The 17536-nt window shown below is 46.7% G+C and carries 19 protein-coding genes; 9 read left to right on the top strand and 10 right to left on the bottom strand.

Annotated features, from left to right (window positions below):
- Positions 1 to 47: 47 nt before the first annotated feature.
- Entirely contained in the window at positions 48 to 920 is an 873-nt protein-coding gene (locus QT397_14415) for a glycosyltransferase (GenBank protein ID WNZ58481.1), read from the bottom strand.
- A 352-nt stretch (positions 921 to 1272) separates the two neighbouring features.
- Here QT397_14415 and QT397_14420 point away from each other — a divergent pair, with 352 nt between their 5' ends.
- From QT397_14420 to QT397_14435, 4 genes are all read left to right on the top strand, one after another.
- Positions 1273 to 1413 carry a hypothetical protein gene (locus QT397_14420; protein ID WNZ58482.1) on the top strand — a complete coding sequence of 47 codons (141 nt, stop codon included), beginning with the start codon at positions 1273 to 1275 and terminating at the stop codon, positions 1411 to 1413.
- 320 nt (positions 1414 to 1733) lie between these two features.
- Positions 1734 to 2006, top strand: coding sequence for a hypothetical protein (locus QT397_14425; protein WNZ58483.1), 273 nt, complete (start codon positions 1734 to 1736; stop codon positions 2004 to 2006).
- Positions 2007 to 2187: 181 nt separating this feature from the next.
- Positions 2188 to 2577 (top strand): hypothetical protein, encoded by a 390-nt coding sequence (locus QT397_14430; protein ID WNZ58484.1) that lies wholly within the window; start codon positions 2188 to 2190, stop codon positions 2575 to 2577.
- 74 nt (positions 2578 to 2651) lie between these two features.
- On the top strand, positions 2652 to 3539 hold the full coding sequence (locus QT397_14435) for an SMP-30/gluconolactonase/LRE family protein (protein ID WNZ58485.1): 888 nt from the start codon (positions 2652 to 2654) through the stop codon (positions 3537 to 3539).
- Between the two features lie 59 nt (positions 3540 to 3598).
- Here the strand turns inward: QT397_14435 and QT397_14440 are convergent, their stop codons facing one another.
- Positions 3599 to 3991, bottom strand: a complete 393-nt coding sequence (locus QT397_14440; GenBank protein WNZ58486.1) for a hypothetical protein — start codon at positions 3989 to 3991, stop codon at positions 3599 to 3601.
- A gap of 34 nt (positions 3992 to 4025) precedes the next feature.
- Entirely contained in the window at positions 4026 to 4487 is a 462-nt protein-coding gene (locus QT397_14445; GenBank protein ID WNZ58487.1) for a hypothetical protein, read from the bottom strand.
- Positions 4488 to 4599: 112 nt separating this feature from the next.
- Here QT397_14445 and QT397_14450 point away from each other — a divergent pair, with 112 nt between their 5' ends.
- From QT397_14450 to QT397_14460, 3 genes are all read left to right on the top strand, one after another.
- The gene (locus QT397_14450) at positions 4600 to 5202 is read left to right on the top strand and encodes a DUF1993 domain-containing protein (protein ID WNZ58488.1); all 603 of its coding nucleotides are present in this window, start codon (positions 4600 to 4602) and stop codon (positions 5200 to 5202) included.
- A 214-nt stretch (positions 5203 to 5416) separates the two neighbouring features.
- Positions 5417 to 7126 (top strand): alkaline phosphatase D family protein, encoded by a 1710-nt coding sequence (locus QT397_14455; protein WNZ58489.1) that lies wholly within the window; start codon positions 5417 to 5419, stop codon positions 7124 to 7126.
- Between the two features lie 253 nt (positions 7127 to 7379).
- Complete coding sequence (locus QT397_14460) at positions 7380 to 8813, top strand: aldehyde dehydrogenase family protein (GenBank protein ID WNZ58490.1); 1434 nt, start codon at positions 7380 to 7382, stop codon at positions 8811 to 8813.
- Positions 8814 to 8885: 72 nt separating this feature from the next.
- On the opposite strand, the gene fghA is transcribed toward QT397_14460, so the two are convergent.
- A complete protein-coding gene (gene fghA, locus QT397_14465; protein WNZ54095.1) occupies positions 8886 to 9737 on the bottom strand; it encodes an S-formylglutathione hydrolase in 852 nt (283 codons plus the stop codon).
- Positions 9738 to 9793: 56 nt separating this feature from the next.
- A complete protein-coding gene (locus QT397_14470; GenBank protein WNZ54096.1) occupies positions 9794 to 10924 on the bottom strand; it encodes an S-(hydroxymethyl)glutathione dehydrogenase/class III alcohol dehydrogenase in 1131 nt (376 codons plus the stop codon).
- Between the two features lie 140 nt (positions 10925 to 11064).
- Between QT397_14470 and QT397_14475 the strand changes: the two genes are divergently transcribed.
- Positions 11065 to 11934, top strand: a complete 870-nt coding sequence (locus QT397_14475) for a LysR family transcriptional regulator (protein WNZ54097.1) — start codon at positions 11065 to 11067, stop codon at positions 11932 to 11934.
- Positions 11935 to 11977: 43 nt separating this feature from the next.
- On the opposite strand, the gene QT397_14480 is transcribed toward QT397_14475, so the two are convergent.
- Positions 11978 to 12778 (bottom strand): alpha/beta hydrolase, encoded by an 801-nt coding sequence (locus tag QT397_14480; GenBank protein WNZ54098.1) that lies wholly within the window; start codon positions 12776 to 12778, stop codon positions 11978 to 11980.
- 28 nt (positions 12779 to 12806) lie between these two features.
- The gene (locus QT397_14485) at positions 12807 to 13109 is read right to left on the bottom strand and encodes an antibiotic biosynthesis monooxygenase (GenBank protein ID WNZ54099.1); all 303 of its coding nucleotides are present in this window, start codon (positions 13107 to 13109) and stop codon (positions 12807 to 12809) included.
- 108 nt (positions 13110 to 13217) lie between these two features.
- Between QT397_14485 and QT397_14490 the strand changes: the two genes are divergently transcribed.
- Entirely contained in the window at positions 13218 to 14216 is a 999-nt protein-coding gene (locus tag QT397_14490) for a helix-turn-helix domain-containing protein (GenBank protein WNZ54100.1), read from the top strand.
- A gap of 49 nt (positions 14217 to 14265) precedes the next feature.
- Here the strand turns inward: QT397_14490 and QT397_14495 are convergent, their stop codons facing one another.
- From QT397_14495 to QT397_14505, 3 genes are all read right to left on the bottom strand, one after another.
- Complete coding sequence (locus QT397_14495) at positions 14266 to 14835, bottom strand: DJ-1/PfpI family protein (GenBank protein WNZ54101.1); 570 nt, start codon at positions 14833 to 14835, stop codon at positions 14266 to 14268.
- Positions 14836 to 15275: 440 nt separating this feature from the next.
- The gene (locus QT397_14500) at positions 15276 to 15599 is read right to left on the bottom strand and encodes a hypothetical protein (GenBank protein ID WNZ54102.1); all 324 of its coding nucleotides are present in this window, start codon (positions 15597 to 15599) and stop codon (positions 15276 to 15278) included.
- Positions 15600 to 15866: 267 nt separating this feature from the next.
- Positions 15867 to 17005, bottom strand: a protein-coding gene (locus QT397_14505) for an IS3 family transposase (protein ID WNZ54103.1) whose coding sequence is annotated in 2 segments (ribosomal slippage) — positions 15867 to 16756 and positions 16756 to 17005 — 1140 coding nt in all. Because the reading frame shifts where the segments join, the coding sequence is not laid out codon by codon here.
- Positions 17006 to 17536: the final 531 nt, after the last annotated feature.

Raw genomic sequence — 17536 nt, forward strand, 5'->3', positions numbered from 1 at the left:
TTATACTAATATTTAGGTGCGTTTAAGTTGGTCACTCATGTCAATTGCTAGCTTGCAGTAGTTGTTAGCCCAAATCGTTTGAATTCGCGATTACTAAACTCATAATAACCGGAAATCCTCTTGCAGATATATTGATAGTTTGGGTTGCTCAAATCTTTAATTTTGTTCTTCTTGCCATTGATTGTCTCTGTTAACTTTATGTTGTCCTGGTGGTAGACAATGGCTTCTTCCATAAAAATTGGCTGTACTTTGAGCTCATTGATAACTCGATAAGCCAGGTCTATGTCATCGTAACCCCAGGTTCCATCGTATTTTTCATCGAAAAAACCAACCTTGATGACATCCTGCCTTTTAAACACCATATTGCAGCCATAAAAGTGCCCCCAGGGGTGTTCTGTATTGGGTAATTGCTCTATTTTCCCTAGGCGCCTATCTTTACTGAGTCCATAATTTGATGGGCTATTAAATCTAGGGCATGCGTCAAGGTACTTGCCGTCGCCGTCCATTTCTGCTGGGACAATATCTTTAGAGTGAATAAACTCCCTTATCCCGGTCATGCAGATACTAGGCCCATAATCATTGATTATTTTTTGAATCTCTGCCAGATAGTTCGGGGCGGGGATACAGTCACTATCTGTAAATATACACCACCCGTGTCTAGCAATTTTTACACCTAAGTTTCGCGCCGAGTTTAGTGCGAATGGGTCTGGTAATTGAGGTCTGAATAGTAAAGTTAAAGTAAGGTGGTTCTTAAACTGGTTGTAACATGACAGGATGTTGGGATCTTTTGAGTTGTTATCGACAATAATGATTTCAAAATTTTCCTTTGGATAGGTTTGTAAAGTGTAGCCTTGTAATAGGTTATACAGAAGGTCAGAATCATTGTAGCATGGCATAATAATACTGAATCGATCGGACATGCACCTAAACTTCCTGTTGTCTATAGCTCAAAATCATTTTAAGTGAATCAGGTGGAATATAAGGTAAGCGATAAATCGAATCCCCTTAACTTGGCGACTGGATTGATCGGCTATCAAACCTGATCCTTGCATTTTAGAGTACTTAGAAGTTTTAGCACTTTTGATAGTGAATATGAGGATTATTGGCAGGGTATATCTTTGTGCAGCTCACTTGGACATTTGCAGGTGAAATAGTGGAAAGCTAGGGAGCCTCTGAATAACTCCGTGATGCCTCTGGCATGCAGAGCGGTTCACAATCAAGGCGCGGCTTCGCAGGAATGTCTAGGCCTTTCAAGAAGTCGCAACGCGGAGTGTGAATCGCTCTGCAAGCCCCGAAGGGCGGGCCTTGAAGGCCGCATCTGCTGCGTTGCAGCTCTTGCAAAGGGCTACGGCCATTCGCGGCGAGCTGCGCCTAACATCTGCAGCCTTCAAGACCCGCAGAGGTATTGCGTAGTTATTCAGAGGCTCCCTAGAGCAATAGTCTGCCATGTTATTTGACTTCTTGGTAAAGCTACCTCCTTTCAATTCATAAACTGGAACATCGAATCTCATTATATAGGGCGATATAATTAAGGCTTTTAACTTGCTCTAGTCTTTAGGGGGGTAAATGTCGAGAAGTGAATATTCAGGTCAATTTATTGCTCTTGGAAGGAGGAAATACCTGTTAGGGATCAGCTTGTTAATTACATCTCATGCGATAGACCGGAAGTATTGGGTGGAATTTTAACTTACCCAATAGTTTGTGTTGAATTACACGGGGGAACCTTTGAGTAAATGATTGAGGCTCAGCAAATCCCCACTAACGATGGGATAGTGCTTGGTGGAAGGCTATTCTCGCCGAGTGAGGTGCCCAAAGCCGGCATCATTATTAATTCTGCTATGGCGGTTAAGCAGAGCTACTATCGGGATTTTGCTTGTTTCTTAGCCCGGAATGGCTATTTGGTTCTTACTTATGATTACCGAGGTATCGGAAAGTCCGCTATCGAGAGTCAAAGGGACAAACGGCTGACCTTAAGAGCCTGGGGGAGAGAGATTTGGCGGCAGTGATTGACTGGTGTAGCAAACGAGCTAAAAGCTTGGAGTGGCACTGCATTTGCCATAGTGTCGGTGGTCAAATTGTAGGTCTTGCATCAAATAACACCCGATTTGCGAGTGTGTATTGTGTTTCTTCTCAGAGCGGTTATTGGGGGCACTGGGATGCAAGGTATCAGCCAAAGCTGTTGTTTGGATGGTACTGCGCATTTCCTTTGCTATCGAATGTTTTGGGGTGGGTGCCTGGAGTACTTTGGGGGGAGAGAACCTACCTGCAGGAATAGCTCGTGAATGGGCTTACTGGGCTCGACATAAGGATTACGTTGTCGATCAGCATGGTCGGCCGATTCGTGAGGGATTCGAGCGCTTGCAGTGTGATATGAAGTTCCTGCTAATAGATGACGATAAGGACTTTGCACCAGAGAAGGCTGTCTACGCATTGCGAGATTTTTACTGTAATGCGAATACAGATATTGAGGTGATTCAAACCAGCTCTATTGGAAAGACATCAATAGGCCACTTTGGGTTTTTCCGAAAGGAGTTCAAGGAGAGTCTTTGGCGGAACGTATTAGGTTGGCTGGACTAGTCCCTCCTGGCGTTGATACGCCCTCGTATCAGAAATGATGCCTTTTTAAGCAACTCGAGTCTGTGGTCGTTAGCATGGAAAGACAAGTACTGTGTAGAGGCTTACAAGAACCAGAAGGGCCCATCTGTCTGCCTGATGGCCGCATTTATGTCACTGAAATGGCATCTGGACGGCACTGTATAAGCCGTATTGACTTGCAGGGTCAATATCAACAAATAGGCTATCCTGCTCGGCGACCTAATGGCATGGCAATCGATGGGTATGACAATTTATGGATTGCAGATGGAGGGGGTAAGCAGCTTGTTCGCATGGGGCTAAATGGGGATCTTATTGAATCTTATGACGGACCAGAAGATCAGCCCTACTTATGGCCCAATGATCTGGTTTTTGGTGAAAATGGCTTACTTTACATAACCGACTCCGGGATTGACCCGGATATTTTTGTTCAGGGGCAGGTGATTCGAGCTGATTGCCGATCTTGTCGCTACGATGGACAGGTATTAGAGATAGATCCTCGCAATGGAGATGTTTTGCGACAGCTTGATTCCGGATTACGTTTTCCCAACGGTATTGCCATTGATGATCGGGGCCAGCTGTATGTAGGGGAGACTATTAGCGGCAATATCTACCGCTACGATCTCGCTTCGTTAACGCACCCCAAGCGGGAGCTTTTCGGCAATGTGGTTGTTGGGGCGCCAGAGGGGTTTGTAGGGCCAGATGGGATGGCTTTCGGTAGCGACGGGCGATTATATTGTGCAGTTTTTGGTCAAGGTGACGTGACCGTTCTTGATGGTGAGGGAAGTGTGGCCGAACGTATACCCACCTGTGGTAAGCGTCCCACGAATATAGCCTTTTGCGAAGACTCGAGAGGTGGGGCGGTAGTAACGATTCTGGATGCAGGGTGCTTAGAGTGGGTAGGAATACCGTGCCGTGGTAGGCAGCTATATCGCCCAAAGATATAGACTGAGTGGATTGTCTACCTAATGATATTGTTTAGGGCCAAATAAAAGCAGCTTCAACGTCAGTTTTTAGATTTCTGTTGTATATAGTTGCGCCATCCATGAAATTGGGAAATGTCTTCTTGTTGCTGAGTCAAATAGTTTTCTCCTAATATCCCTAAAACTTGCCCGCCATTTTCTAAGACTACTTTACCCAAAGTTAGTCCCGTTGCCTCTAAATTAAGCACTTCAATTAAGTTGGTCTTGGGTAAGGACCAAATTTCAACGTTGAACCATGTTCCACCTGTGCGCACTCTCTGCATCGAAGGATATTCGCCTTTGATTGCCCACATCCGGTAAATGGCTTCTGTTTTAGCCTCCCTGACAAATGTTGCATTGTTTTGTATTAAGTTTTTATCTAACGCCAGGCCACGCATCAATGGTCCATTTACTGCGACTTCTGTATGTGTACTCATTTCGATTGTCTAAATCAAATATTTGATATTAGTGCTACTGACCGGTTTTATTACTACTCATACTCTCCGCATAAGCTCGCCAGCCATGCCACTTGGATATATCTTTCTGGTTTTGGACAATATAGTTTTCACCCAGTATGCCTAATACTTGTGTTCCATCCGCTAAAGCAACTTTACCTAAAACTAACCCTTTGGCCTCCTCCTCTAATAGATTGACCAAGTTGGCTTGCGGAATCGACCAGATCTCCAGTGTAATCCATGTGCCGCCGTTGAGAACTCTTTCCATTGCGGGGTATTTGTCTCCAATTGACCACATGCGATAGATCGACGCCGTTTTAGCCTCTCGTACAAAAGTGGCATGGTTTTTAAGCATATGTTTTTCGAGGGCGAATCCACGCATTAGCGTGCCATTAACTGCGACGTCAATAGATTCAGCATTCGCTAGTGACACCAATACCATTAAACTAGCAGCAATATATCTGAGTATCCTGAGCATTTATTTATCTCGAGTTGGCGCCTTATGAATTTAGCTTAGATATGGAGGCAAGAAGACACTAAATTATGCTTGTGCCTCCCTTATTATTTTAGAATGCTACCAGAGATATATTTTGTCGTTTATCAATAAAAACCAGTGGAAACATATTATGAACCTGACAGATTTGTTATTACCTACATATATACAACTATTGGAAGCCCTTTCTAGTTGGTTGGAAAAGGCAAAAACAGAATTTCCAGAAGATGAGTCTGAAGCCCTCCTTAAAGCGAGGCTTGCCCCAGATATGTTTCCTTTATCATCCCAAGTGCGGTTTAGTTGTTTACAGGCGCAAGAGGCAATATTTCGATTGAAGCGGTGTGCGCTTCCAGATTTTCTGGAGCAGTTGGCTCGTGAAGGGCAGAGAGCTGATGAAAACCCCGGGTCCATTTCCGAAGCTCAAGAGCGAATTCGAGAGGCACTGGCATTTTTAAGAAGCGTTACGCCAGAAGCAGTGATGGTAGCAGTGGATGAGCCTGTGACGATTAAGCTCCCGAATGGGATGACTTTCGATATGACTAATGAGCAATATGCCAGGGACTGGGCGCTACCTCAATTTTATTTCCATATCAACACGGCCTATGCAATCTTGAGAGCCCAAGGTGTTTCCTTAGGTAAAGCCGACTATGTACAGCACGCTTTTGCTTATCTCAGGCCAGAGATGATTTCAGATTGCTAATGGTTAACAACGCTAAGTTTTTCAAGTTCATAGCTGATGGGGAGGGGGACTTTGCTTTTCTCCATCTGACTTTTGTGTATTAACTCCATAAGTGTTAATTTCGAGAGAAAAAGAGATTACTAGATAAAAAGTCAAACTTCTTTGTTGGTACGTTCTTCTATAGAATCCGCTCCCTTTCCGATTCTTCATGCGTACGATAACAGGAAGTTTATATATGACCATCTCCCGCCGAACCTTTGTCCAGGCTATGGGTGTTGCACTTTTGACTCCCTTTACGGTCCGTTCTCTCGCGGACACTGATAGTGAAACCTATGCACGTTTTGTACTGGGCGGCACCACATTTGCTGATCAAATTGATAACGACGGAATTGTTTTTGATTTATCAGTAGCCTCGGGAGATCCCAGTCAAACTGGAGTGGTCCTTTGGACGCACATTAACCCTGACTCCTATATCGCGGGTCAGTCGCTGTATGTAGATGTCGCGCTGGATGAGGAGTTTACCCAGCCAATTCTAAGTGCTGAGATTAATGCTAGCGATATCACGGCAGACCGTGATTACACCGTTAACATTGACCTGGAAGGCTATTTATCTTCTGACCAACGTTACTATTACCGCTTCAAATACGGGACTGTCAGTAGCCGCGTTGGTCGTTGTCACACACTGCCTACCGGTAGCCTAGAGAATCTAAAGATGGCTGTGGTTACCTGTCAGGATTACACTACCGGTTATTACAACGCCTACAACCATATCGCGGACGAAGATGTACATTGCGTACTGCATTTGGGTGACTTTATCTATGAATACGCCCAGTACGAGGGCTTTGAAAGCTCAATAGTGCATTCGCTCTCTCTGCCTTCTGGCGGCTCTGTTGCGATGGATCTTGAGGACTATCGTCATATTTACAGAGAGTATCGCAAGGACAAGAACCTGCAGCGAGCGATGGAAATGCACTCATTTATCATCACCTGGGATGATCATGAAACTGCAGACAATGCTTACTGGGATTACGAGCGGGATACTCTGGGTGTGCCATCTCATCCCTACCAGACTGGCGATAACAACCCTGACCAGCTGCGCCAGTTGCGTCGCGATGCTCAGCAGGCCTGGATCGAATATGTTCCAGCGCGGGTAAAAGTCGATGAATCCGCAAGCCACGCTTTTGACTACTTGCAGATTTATCGTTCTTTCCAGTTCGGTGACTTGGTTGATCTGTATATGACAGATAGCCGCACCTATAGAACCAAGGAGCCGTGCAAGGATGGTACAGCTTGGGAAAACTACTGGTGCACAGATTATGAAGAAGATACCCAAACCATGCTGGGTAAGACTCAGCGGGATTGGCTGATTGATGGAGTTGTTAACTCCAGTGCCCGCTGGAAAGTGTGGGGGAACCAGACTTTGCTGGCACAATTGGCTGGTACTATTTTGGGGCGCTCTCTTGTGTATGCCAATTATGATGCCTGGGATGGTTACCAGTGGGAGCGGGAAAAGATCCTGTCATCTGTTAAGGACAGCAATGTCGATAACTTTGTAGTGCTGACAGGGGACCTCCATTCCAGTATCGCTTCATACCTGAAGGTTGATTTCAGCAAAATTAGCAACTGGGACTACGACAACCTGGTCGGCGTTGAGCTGATGACTCCTTCCATATCTTCTCCCAATATGAACGATACGATTGAGAAAGGTATTGATGTTGGCAGTGTGTTTACATCATTGCTAAATGGTGGGGTTCAGGTCAATAACCCACATATCAAAGATTTTGTTAGTAATATCTATGGATATGCAGTGATTGAATTCAATGTCAACGAACTGAACTGGACCGTATACAACATCGATAAGAAGAGTGATAACCCGGATACCGAAAAAGCGGTATATAAGAAGTTTAATTATGAGCCTGTTGGCATGTGGTTAACCGAAAAGTAGCTGGTTCCCAGTTAATATGAAGTTGTGGGGCGCTTGCCCCCAACTTCACAAGATTCCTCTATTTCTATCCCTTCTGCATCATATTTAGCTTGAACAAGTAAGAAAGTCCTTCCCCGGTAGCAAAACTAATAAGCCATTGAACACGCATTTGATATATGCCTGCGGGTCATCTATACCCGACGATGGGCACAATGCTGTATCTAGCGTTGGGGCACTCTTGATAGATCAAGACATCAAGTAAAAGGATATTACCTTGCTGCAAGAATCTTACCCTTACTACCTGGCCAATGAAGCAGTGCATGCCAACACCGATCTGGAAGTTACTGACAAGTATTCAGGGAAAGTAGCTACCCGGGTTGCAATGGCTGATGCCAAGGTTATTGACAGTGCCATCGACTGGGCGCTTTTGGCAGAAAAACCGATGGCTAATTTGCCGTCTTACAACCGCCAGGAAGTTTTACAGCATTGTGTTGTACGTTTTCGTGAAAGGTTTGAAGAGCTGGCCGAAGCGTTGTGTATTGAAGCTGGTAAGCCGATTCATGATTCGCGGGGCGAGGTGCTGCGTCTAATCGATACATTTCATGTGGCCGCTGAAGAGGCAGTACGTATCAATGGTGAGATTATCAATCTTGAGATATCCAAGCGCTCACGGGGCTATCGCGGATATATCAGGCGAGTGCCAGTAGGCGCATGCTCATTTATATCGCCGTTCAATTTCCCTTTGAACCTTGCCGCTCACAAGGTGGCACCTGCCATCGCTGCCGGATGTCCCTTTGTACTAAAACCCGCTAGCCGCACGCCCATAGGGGCATTGATCATCGCTGAAGTTCTGGCCGAAACACAGTTGCCGAAAGGTGCTTTTTCTGTATTACCCTGCCATAGAGAGGGAGCAGAGCTGTTTACAGTGGATGATCGATTTAAGCTGCTGAGCTTTACCGGCTCACCGGCGGTCGGCTGGGACCTAAAGGCCAGGGCGGGACGAAAGAAAGTGGTTTTGGAGTTGGGAGGTAATGCAGCCTGCGTTATCGATCGGGATACAGATCTTGATGATGCTGTAGAGAGGTTAATTTTTGGTGCTTTCTATCAGTCGGGTCAAAGCTGTATCGGCGTCCAGAGGATCTATGGACATTGCAGTCTATATGAAGACCTGAAGCGACGTCTGGTTGAGCGTACCAAAAAGCTTAAGAAAGGCGATCCTCGATCAGAAGATACATTTATTGGCCCAATGATTTCTGAGGGAGAGGCTACCCGCTTGCATTCCTGGGTGGAAGAGGGGGTTCAAGCCGGGGGAACCCTGCTTTGTGGAGGTACACGAGATGGCGCCATGCTTGATCCAACGCTATTGGAAAACGTGCCCCATGACTGCTCCATTGTGCAGCAGGAGGCATTTGGTCCAGTTGCAATTCTGGAGCCTTTCGATAGCTTTGATGATGTTTTAGACAAGGTGAATGACAGTGCCTTTGGTCTGCAGGCTGGCATATTCACTCGTGACCTTTACAAATCCCAGCAAGCCTGGGATACCTTGGAGGTGGGTGGTGTGGTTATTGGTGATGTACCCAGCTGGCGGGTAGATAATATGCCCTATGGTGGTGTTAAGGATTCGGGTCTTGGTCGGGAGGGAGTACGCTGGGCTATTGCGGATATGACCGAGGAGCGGTTGATGGTGGTGCGTGAGTTAAATAGCTAGAAAATTAATAGATCACCAGGCCCACAACTCTCTTTGCAGCTGTGGCCTTGGACTAACGATTGACCTTACTTATTAGTTTGGGTATGTCTGGCTGAGATGCTGGGCATGAAACCGAAGATGTTCCTCAATAAAGCTGGCGATAAAGTAATAGCTGTGGTCATAACCTGAATGACGGCGAAGTTGGAGCGGGTAGTTACTTGCTTTGGCAACCGCTTCGAGCATCTCGGGTTTCAGCTGTTCAACAAGAAAGCTATCGGCTTCCCCTTGATCCACCAACATCGGCACAGACTTCTCGGCATTTTTGAGCAGTTCGCTGCTATCGTAGTCTCGCCAACTATCCCGATCTTTGCCCAAATAAGCTTCAAAGGCTTTTTGTCCCCACGGACACTGAGAAGGATTGCTAATGGGGCTGAAGGCTGATGCGGAAACATAACTTGCCGGATTGCGTAGGGCGATTATCAGTGCACCATGGCCCCCCATTGAATGTCCTGCAATGGCGCGCTGTGTTGTCACAGGGAAGGTGGTCTCGATAAGTGCCGGCAGTTCTTCCACCATATAATCATACATGTGGTAGTGGCGACTCCAGGGCGCTTGGGTGGCGTTGATATAAAATCCAGCACCTTGCCCCAGATCATAGGCTTCATCATCGGCAACAGATTCTCCACGGGGACTGGTGTCGGGAGCAACGATGGCTATCCCTAGTTCGGAGGCAATCCGCTGGGCTCCTGCCTTTTGCATAAAATTCTCATCGGTACAGGTCAGACCTGACAGCCAGTAGAGCACCGGAACCTTGTGCATTTGTGAAGCTTGCGGTGGCAAATAAATAGCAAAACGCATTTTGCAGTTAAGTGACTGTGAGTCGTGAAGGTATTGCTTGTGCCAGCCGCCAAAACTCCGGTTGGCACCGATATTTTCAATAGACATGATGGGTAGTCCTAATTGGACCACCGCCAAGAGATGGCCCAATTGATCATTGCTGGTTATTGATCGAAGTGAATGACGGTGCGGATACTTTCGCCTTTATGTAACAGATCGAAAGATTTATTGATGTCATCCAGGCTCATGGTGTGGGTGATAAAGCCGTTGAGCTGGAATTCGCCATTCAGGTAGCGTTCTACGTAGTCTGGTAATTCGGAGCGTCCTTTAACGCCGCCGAATGCGGACCCGCGCCAGACTCGGCCTGTTACCAGCTGGAACGGACGGGTGGAGATCTCCTGGCCGGCACCAGCTACACCGATAATGACCGATTCACCCCAGCCCTTGTGGCAGCACTCCAGAGCGGAGCGCATCACATTGACGTTGCCGATGCATTCAAAGGAATAATCCACACCGCCCTCGGTGAGTTCGACGATGACTTCCTGAATCGGCTTATCGTAATCGTTTGGGTTGATGCAGTCCGTCGCCCCCAGTTTGTGGGCTAACTCAAACTTGCTTTCATTGATATCGATGGCAATGATTCGTGAAGCTTTCGCCATGGTGGCGCCGATAATCGCCGAAAGGCCGATGCCCCCAAGGCCAAAGATCGCAACGGTATCGCCTTCTTGAACCTTGGCGGTGTTCATCACCGCGCCCATGCCAGTAGTGACACCACAACCCAGCAGGCAGACTTCCTCTAACGGCGCAGCCGGATTTACTTTTGCCAGCGAAATCTCTGGCAATACGGTGTACTCCGAGAATGTTGAGCAGCCCATATAGTGGTAGATGGGCTTGCCATCTTTATAGAAGCGCGTGGTGCCGTCAGGCATCAGGCCTTGGCCCTGAGTTTCACGGATCTTTTGGCAGAGGTTCGTCTTGCCGGACTTGCAGAATTTACACTCGCCACATTCTGGGGTGTACAGGGGGATCACATGATCACCCTCTTTGACACTGGTAACCCCTTCACCGACATGCACGACAATGCCGCCACCTTCATGGCCCAAAATACAGGGGAATTTGCCTTCCGGGTCGTCGCCAGACAAGGTGAAAGCATCGGTGTGACACACTCCCGATGCAATGACCTTGATCAATACTTCACCAGCCTTTGGCAGCATGACATCCACTTCTTCGACCGATAACGGTTGGCCAGGCCCCCAAGCGATGGCGGCCTTCGACTTGATAAATTGCTCAGACATAAGATTACTCGCTGTTAAATCATGTCATTCAGGGCCTGGAGTTGGTTGGCCCCGCTGTGACGACTGGGGAGCCATTATATTGATTGCAGAATTGATTATAATTGGGTGTTTTTGAAACTTACTTTTACATATTTGCAATAATGAAAGACTGGGAAGGTATTACAGAGTTCGTTTATGTTGCTGAAAGCGAGAGCTTTACCCTCGCAGCGCAGCGGCTGGCTATTTCTACTGCTAAAGTCAGCCGCCAGGTCAGTGCTTTGGAGAGCCGTTTGAATGTCAAACTGCTATATCGAACCACGCGCAAGGTGTCACTGACACAAGAAGGTACGCTGTTTTACCAGCATTGCCGAGGGGTGCTCGATGGGCTGGAGGCGGCGGAACGAGCAGTAACTCAATTACAGAGCCACCCACAGGGCAAAATCAAACTGACGGCACCGGTCACTTATGCTGAAAAGAAGGTTGCACCACTGATCAATGATTTTGTGATTCAAAACCCCAAGATTGAGGTCAATGCCTATTTCACCAATCGCCAGGTTGACCTTATAGATGAGGGTTACGATATCGCCATACGCCTGGGTAAGTTGCAGGACTCAACCTTGATGGCAAGAAAGTTGGCGGACCGGCGAATACATCTGTGCGCCTCACCGGATTATCTTGAAGAGCACGGGACCCCACACTCCTTGTCAGAATTGAATAGGCACAACTGCCTGCTGGGTACACTGGATTACTGGCGATTCAGTACCAGGGAAGGAGAAAAAAACCTTAGGGTCAAAGGTAGCCTTCGTTACAACAATGGCGGGGCGCTTTTAGATGCAGCGCTTAAAGGCCTGGGGGTTGTGCAGTTGCCCGATTACTACGTCGAGCAATATATTGCTGAAGGAAAGTTAATTACCCTCTTAAGTGATCTCGAAGATAGGGATGAAGGGGTATTTGCAGTTTACCCCGGCAATCGATATATCGCGCCGAAAGTCAGGCTACTAATCGATTATCTTGCCGAGGATCTCACTTGAGAAAAGGGAGGAGGCAGATTAAGGGTTTTGTGTAGTAAAGGGTTCACAGTGATTTATTGCTAGCAGAGGTAGTTTTTTCAAATTGTTGGCTTACCCACTTGCTGCAGAATTCCGCAATCCGAATCCATTTTGGCTCCAGCATTAAATAGTGACCATAACCTTCCGCCCGGTAGAAGGTGGTATTTTTACCTTGCCGCTTAGCAATTAACTGTGATGTGGAAGGCGGAATTGCCAGGTCATCGGTTCCCGAAACCATTAAAGTGGGGCAATTGATTTTTTGATAGTTAATCCTGGTTGTTTTATTACTGTCGAAAACCCAGAAGAACAATTCAAATAGTACTTGCCCAGATTCAGGACCCAATCGATCGAAGACCTTGTGCTGGTCGCCTGGATTAAGTTTATTCAACCCGAATTTCGCCATTGTCGCGAAATCCGGTAACAGGACATCATTCCAAAATTCACCCGCAGCCATAAACAACTTGCCCAGCGTACGCTCATCTTCTGTGGTGGGCAGTATTCCCCAGTTTACGCTTCCGTTAAGCAATACGATTGCCCTTGCCAAATCCATAGTTGCCAATTTTTGTGCAATAACACCGCCCAGGGAGTGGCCGACTAGAACAGGCTTTTCATCTAAAGATTGTACAAATGCCCTAATGTCATCAACGTAGTCGGTGATACTCAGTCCTTTAAGGTGCTGCTGATTTTGTTCCGGCTTTAGATCTTGATGGTAGCGGTAGCTTGGGCTGTGACAATAGAATCCTTCCTCCTCAAAATACTGGTGGAAGTTCTCCATTGTCCAGGGGCCGGCATTGGTTCCGTGGATAAAGACGATAGGGGTATCCAACGCTGACTCCTGGTTTCTCAAGGCTTCCTTAGACTTTAGATGCGAGAATATCCGCAGTCATAATTTGTGGTTCTGATGCGAGCAGTTCATCCGCTTTGCCAAGCAATGCTGCAGCGATCTTGCCGTTAAGATGTGCAGTCAAGCCGTCTTCATCGCTAAACGTGTCGAAAATAGCAAATCGCGTAGTGTTGATTTGTACGGCATACCAGCTCAGGGTTCCTTGCTCTTCCACAGCGAGCGGTTGGGCTGAGGTAAGCAGCGCCTTTACCTCATCAGCCTTATCCGCTTTGGCGTCGATCAGTGCCACGATGGCCAGCTTAGCTTCAGTCATTGTTTTCTCTCACGTTGTTTGGTGATGAGTATCCTAGGGGAAGCTCAGGCTTGACTATCAGTGTCCAAAAAGACAATGATCAGACAAAATTCGCCACTTTGAGGATTTATGGCCCAGATAGTCATCTTATCTATGCCGGGAGTTTTGCCGTCGGCTCTGGCCGGCGTTCAAGATATGTTTGCCCTGGGTGGCCTCCGCTTATCTGAAAGCCAGCACTCCCTGAACCCTGCCTATCAACAGTCCTGGTCCCCCGAAATCCTGGTCGCCAGTTCTGATGGCGCCGACATTATAGACGGGCAGGGCAGGTACTTTGCTGTAAGTCATGGGGTATCACAAATATCCAGTTGCGAAGCCGTGATAGTCCCCGGATTTATGCCCAACCAGTTTGGTGTGCCTCCTGAAAAGTTACTGGACCAGCCGACTTGCGAATGGTTGCGAACCCAATATAGGCGCGGGGCAATTATCGCGGGTTCTTGTAGTGGCGTTTTGGCGCTGGGTGAAGCGGGTCTGTTAAATGGACGACAATGCACAACCACCTGGTGGTTACACAATGAGTTGAAATCCCGCTTTAGCAATGCCTGCCCGCTATGGGCCAGTGGGTTATTAGTAGATCAAAATATTGTGACAGCGGGTGGTCCTTTATCTTGGGTGGATGTGACTCTACAAGTGATCAAGATGCTAGCTGGCGATGAAGTCGCTACCAAAGTGGCTGATCTTGCCGTTGTGGATTCCCACCCGCGTTCGCAAACTTTGCATGTACCAAAAGGCTACCAGGTATCAAAAGAGCAGTTTCTGGTAGATGCAGAGAATGTGGTTCGGCAATATTTCGGTCAACAGTTAAGCAGCCAGTTATTGGCAAAAGAACTGTCGATATCTGAGCGAACATTACACCGGCGTCTAAAACAATTAACAGGCCAAGCGCCTAAGCAATTCATTGATAGCGTCCGTATGGAATACGCACGCAGCCTTTTACTAAATCCAGCCAATAAAGTTTCTAGTGTTGCGCAAGAGTTAGGCTATTCCGATGATGCAGTATTCCGACGTGTGTTCAAGTTGCATGTGGGGATGAGTCCCAGTCAATTTAGGCAGAAATACCAGAAAAGCTGATTTTCTTGGTGATAGAAGTCAGCGCCCCAGGTTCCTGGAAAAAGCCAAGCTAATTTGGCGGTAGATAGACATTCACCGTCTGTGCAATCTCCTGCGATAGTTCTTTCCCAAATAAGCAGGTGACGAGTTCAAAAGCGAACTCGATAGCGGTCCCGGGTGATTGGCTGGTCACCAAATTCCGGTCGACAACCACTCTCTGATCACTAGTTTCCTTTACATACTGACTAAGTTCACCGCGAAAAGTCTTGTAGCAAGTGGCCTTGAAATTGGTAATTAACCCTTGCCGACCAAGAACGATTACGGGAGCAGTGCAAATTGCCCCTAGCCAGCGGCCCGACTCAACTTGCTCTCGGATGAGCTTTATTAGGGGGGCCGAGTTATGCATTTGCTCGGCACCTTCCTTGCCGCCTGGCAGAGCTATTAGATCCCACGTAGAGTCCAAACAATCCTCTATGGAGCAGGGGGCTTCAATAACAAGGTTACGCAGGGTAGTTATACGCCTACTTGGCATAATCGATGCTAAGGCAAGCTCTGCATCCGTTCGGCTCAAAATATCGTAGATGGCAATGGTTTCGATATCCTCGTTACCATCGGCGACGGGAATCAGTATTTTAGGCACGGTCGCAGCTCCAAAACGATGGGGTTTACCTATTTATAGGCTTTTTGGGCTAATCCTACATCTTTGAGTTGGTAGAACCCCTAACGGGCTAAGATCATTCACCTGAAAGGCCTACCTTAGGGGGCATCCCGCTCGAAATTTACGTCCTTCCAACTTTATTAAGTACTCGTGATGCTACATTTCACTTGATCGCCACCGGTTATGGCAATCAGGATATCTCCAGGACAGGCCTTTTACTCGTTGACGCGATCGATTTGTGTGGTAGCCATCGGCGCCAGGAAAGGAGGTTCGCTCAATATGCTTGCTACTAGCGGAGTATTTGGATTAGATAGTGGGTCTTGGGGGCAGATTTATACGAAGCAGGTTGTGGGCTTACTCTCGGTAAAAGAGAGGAGGCCCATAGGGTTGAAGCGAATTTGATTGACTGGTTATGAACTTTATCATTCATGTATTTTGCGTCGATCCTGCTGATACTTTAAATGCTCTTTCAGAGACTGGTCAGGTTCTTTTTTAAAGCTTTTGAGCCTGTTGATTTTTTCGTTGACTTTAACTTCTGACTCTATTTCCTGAGAGAACGTTGCGTCTATCTCGTGATGTGTTAGCCGTGCGAGATTGGAAGCAGCTCTACGAAATAATTGCGAGCTTTGTTTTTTCCTCTTACGGATATTTTTACGGCTGCTCTTGTCATTCTCACGATAGGAGTTTCTTCTATCTTTTTCATAGCTAAGATTTTTCTTTTCTTGTGGATTCTTAACTTTACTCATTTTTACTTATAACGATGTATTAACGGGCGCACATATTTCAGTGTATTGCTGATAAGCGATAGTGAATGAATTAAACACTTGGTTACGTCCTTTTTATATGAGGCATATTACTAATATTGCTATTAGCCAAAAACAAATGCCTAGAATACAAACGGCCATAGCGCCTAGGTATACTTGGCCTGATCTCTCGATAAGTGTAAAGCCTGTCTGGTGCTTTCTTTTCTTGCCGGTTCCCTTTGTTGTGGTCAACTCCAACCGGACACTTCTTTAAGCACATTTCTCAAATTCGATAGGGGCTAGGTCTCCCAGTGTTGTATGTATTCTGCGTGAGTTGTAATAAGCAATATAGGCTCTTACATCTGCTACCGCATCCTCCCTTGTCGGATAAAGGTTTCCCGTTACCCACTCCCGCTTCAGGCTGCTGAAGAAACGTTCAGTCGGTGCGTTGTCCCAACAATTTCCCTTACGGCTCATTGAACACACCATCCCATGCTGACTCAATAACGTTTGGTAGGTATGGCTGGCATACTGACTGCCACGATCAGAGTGATGCAGGAGACCTTTTGGGGGCGAACGCAAATTGACAGCCATCATCAACGCACGAGTTACCAGGGCCGTTTCCATCTTGCGATCTAGATGCCAACCAATAATCCGGCGCGAATAGAGATCAATCACTACCGCCAAGTACAACCAGCCCTGCGAAGTCCAAATATATGTAATATCAGTCGTCCAAACTTGATTTTTAGCGCTCGGTGAGAACTCCCTATTCAGAAGGTTCTCTGCGACCGGCAGGTGATGTTTACTGTCTGTCGTCAGTGTAAATCGCTTCTTACGCTTTACTGCCAAGCCTAGCTTTTTCATGAGCTTGCGGACTCGATAGCGCCCGACTTCAAAGCCTTCTTTACGTAACAGCTTCATTAACCGACGACTTCCCAGGCTCTGTCTAGATTCTGCAAATAGGGCCTTCAAACGATGGCATAGTTGCCATGTTTGAGCATCTATTGAGCTATTACCACGGCAACACCAATCGTAATAACCAGTTTTACTTACTTGCATTACCCGGCAGAGCACCCTAACAGGAAAGCTGCCTTGCTGTTTTTCAATAAAGCTGTACTTTATTTCATTTCTTTCGCAAAGAAGGCGCTGGCCTTTTTTAGGATTTCTTTCTCCATCCGCAACTGCTTATTTTCACGTCGTAATCGCTCTAATTCTGCGCGCTCACCTACATCCAACCTCACACCGTCTTCTTCCTGCTTCAGTTCCTTTATCCAGCGTCGCAGGTTATTGGCTGTTGTTCCTACAACCTCTGCTGCTTTAGAAATTGAATACCCTTGCTCAGAGACTAGCGCTACGGCGTCTTTCTTAAATTCCGGCTTGAAATGCCGACGTGTACCTTTTGTTGTCATACTTCACCTCGCTTGGTAGTTTTACCATCTTAGCGAAGTGTCCGGAAGGATTAGACCACTACACTTATCCTTTATAATTTTATCAGCTCTCCACTTGCCAAATGACACTATAGGTGTCAACAAGTAACCAGTACTATACGATATTCCCCAGTATATAACTTCGACAAACAGCAAAATAAATATGATTCCAATAAAGTCTTCCATAGATACTTCCGTTGTAGGCTACACATAGTTCTTCAATAATGGGCAGCTGCACGTAGTGTAGAGGTCTAGTCCTATAAGGGCGATATTGATTAATTTGTTAAACATTTTGCTCCAATGTTTGACCGCATGCTACACACAATTTGGCTTTTGGTGTGCGGAACAATTTGCCACACTTATTACACTTTGGGCCATAGTTACTACGCCTTAAGTAAGGTATAACGTCATAATCCATGTTCTGATACCCCGTTAATTCTTCGCACTTCACCACTGTTTCCGCGCTGCAGTTGGCTCTAGCTGTTGGAATATCACAATCGTGTTTACCACGAT

Source organism: Microbulbifer sp. MKSA007, assembly GCA_032615215.1.
In the GTDB taxonomy this organism is placed as follows: domain Bacteria; phylum Pseudomonadota; class Gammaproteobacteria; order Pseudomonadales; family Cellvibrionaceae; genus Microbulbifer.

Bases quoted from the DNA above. Each gene is read 5' to 3' on its own strand.
- QT397_14415 (WNZ58481.1), bottom strand. From the start codon at position 920: ATGTCCGATCGATTCAGTATTATTATGCCATGCTACAATGATTCTGAC.
- QT397_14425 (WNZ58483.1), top strand. From the start codon at position 1,734: ATGATTGAGGCTCAGCAAATCCCCACTAACGATGGGATAGTGCTTGGT.
- QT397_14430 (WNZ58484.1), top strand. From the start codon at position 2,188: ATGGTACTGCGCATTTCCTTTGCTATCGAATGTTTTGGGGTGGGTGCC.
- QT397_14435 (WNZ58485.1), top strand. From the start codon at position 2,652: ATGGAAAGACAAGTACTGTGTAGAGGCTTACAAGAACCAGAAGGGCCC.
- QT397_14440 (WNZ58486.1), bottom strand. From the start codon at position 3,991: ATGAGTACACATACAGAAGTCGCAGTAAATGGACCATTGATGCGTGGC.
- QT397_14445 (WNZ58487.1), bottom strand. From the start codon at position 4,487: ATGCTCAGGATACTCAGATATATTGCTGCTAGTTTAATGGTATTGGTG.
- QT397_14455 (WNZ58489.1), top strand. From the start codon at position 5,417: ATGACCATCTCCCGCCGAACCTTTGTCCAGGCTATGGGTGTTGCACTT.
- fghA (WNZ54095.1), bottom strand. From the start codon at position 9,737: ATGTCTATTGAAAATATCGGTGCCAACCGGAGTTTTGGCGGCTGGCAC.
- QT397_14470 (WNZ54096.1), bottom strand. From the start codon at position 10,924: ATGTCTGAGCAATTTATCAAGTCGAAGGCCGCCATCGCTTGGGGGCCT.
- QT397_14475 (WNZ54097.1), top strand. From the start codon at position 11,065: ATGAAAGACTGGGAAGGTATTACAGAGTTCGTTTATGTTGCTGAAAGC.
- QT397_14485 (WNZ54099.1), bottom strand. From the start codon at position 13,109: ATGACTGAAGCTAAGCTGGCCATCGTGGCACTGATCGACGCCAAAGCG.
- QT397_14490 (WNZ54100.1), top strand. From the start codon at position 13,218: ATGGCCCAGATAGTCATCTTATCTATGCCGGGAGTTTTGCCGTCGGCT.
- QT397_14500 (WNZ54102.1), bottom strand. From the start codon at position 15,599: ATGAGTAAAGTTAAGAATCCACAAGAAAAGAAAAATCTTAGCTATGAA.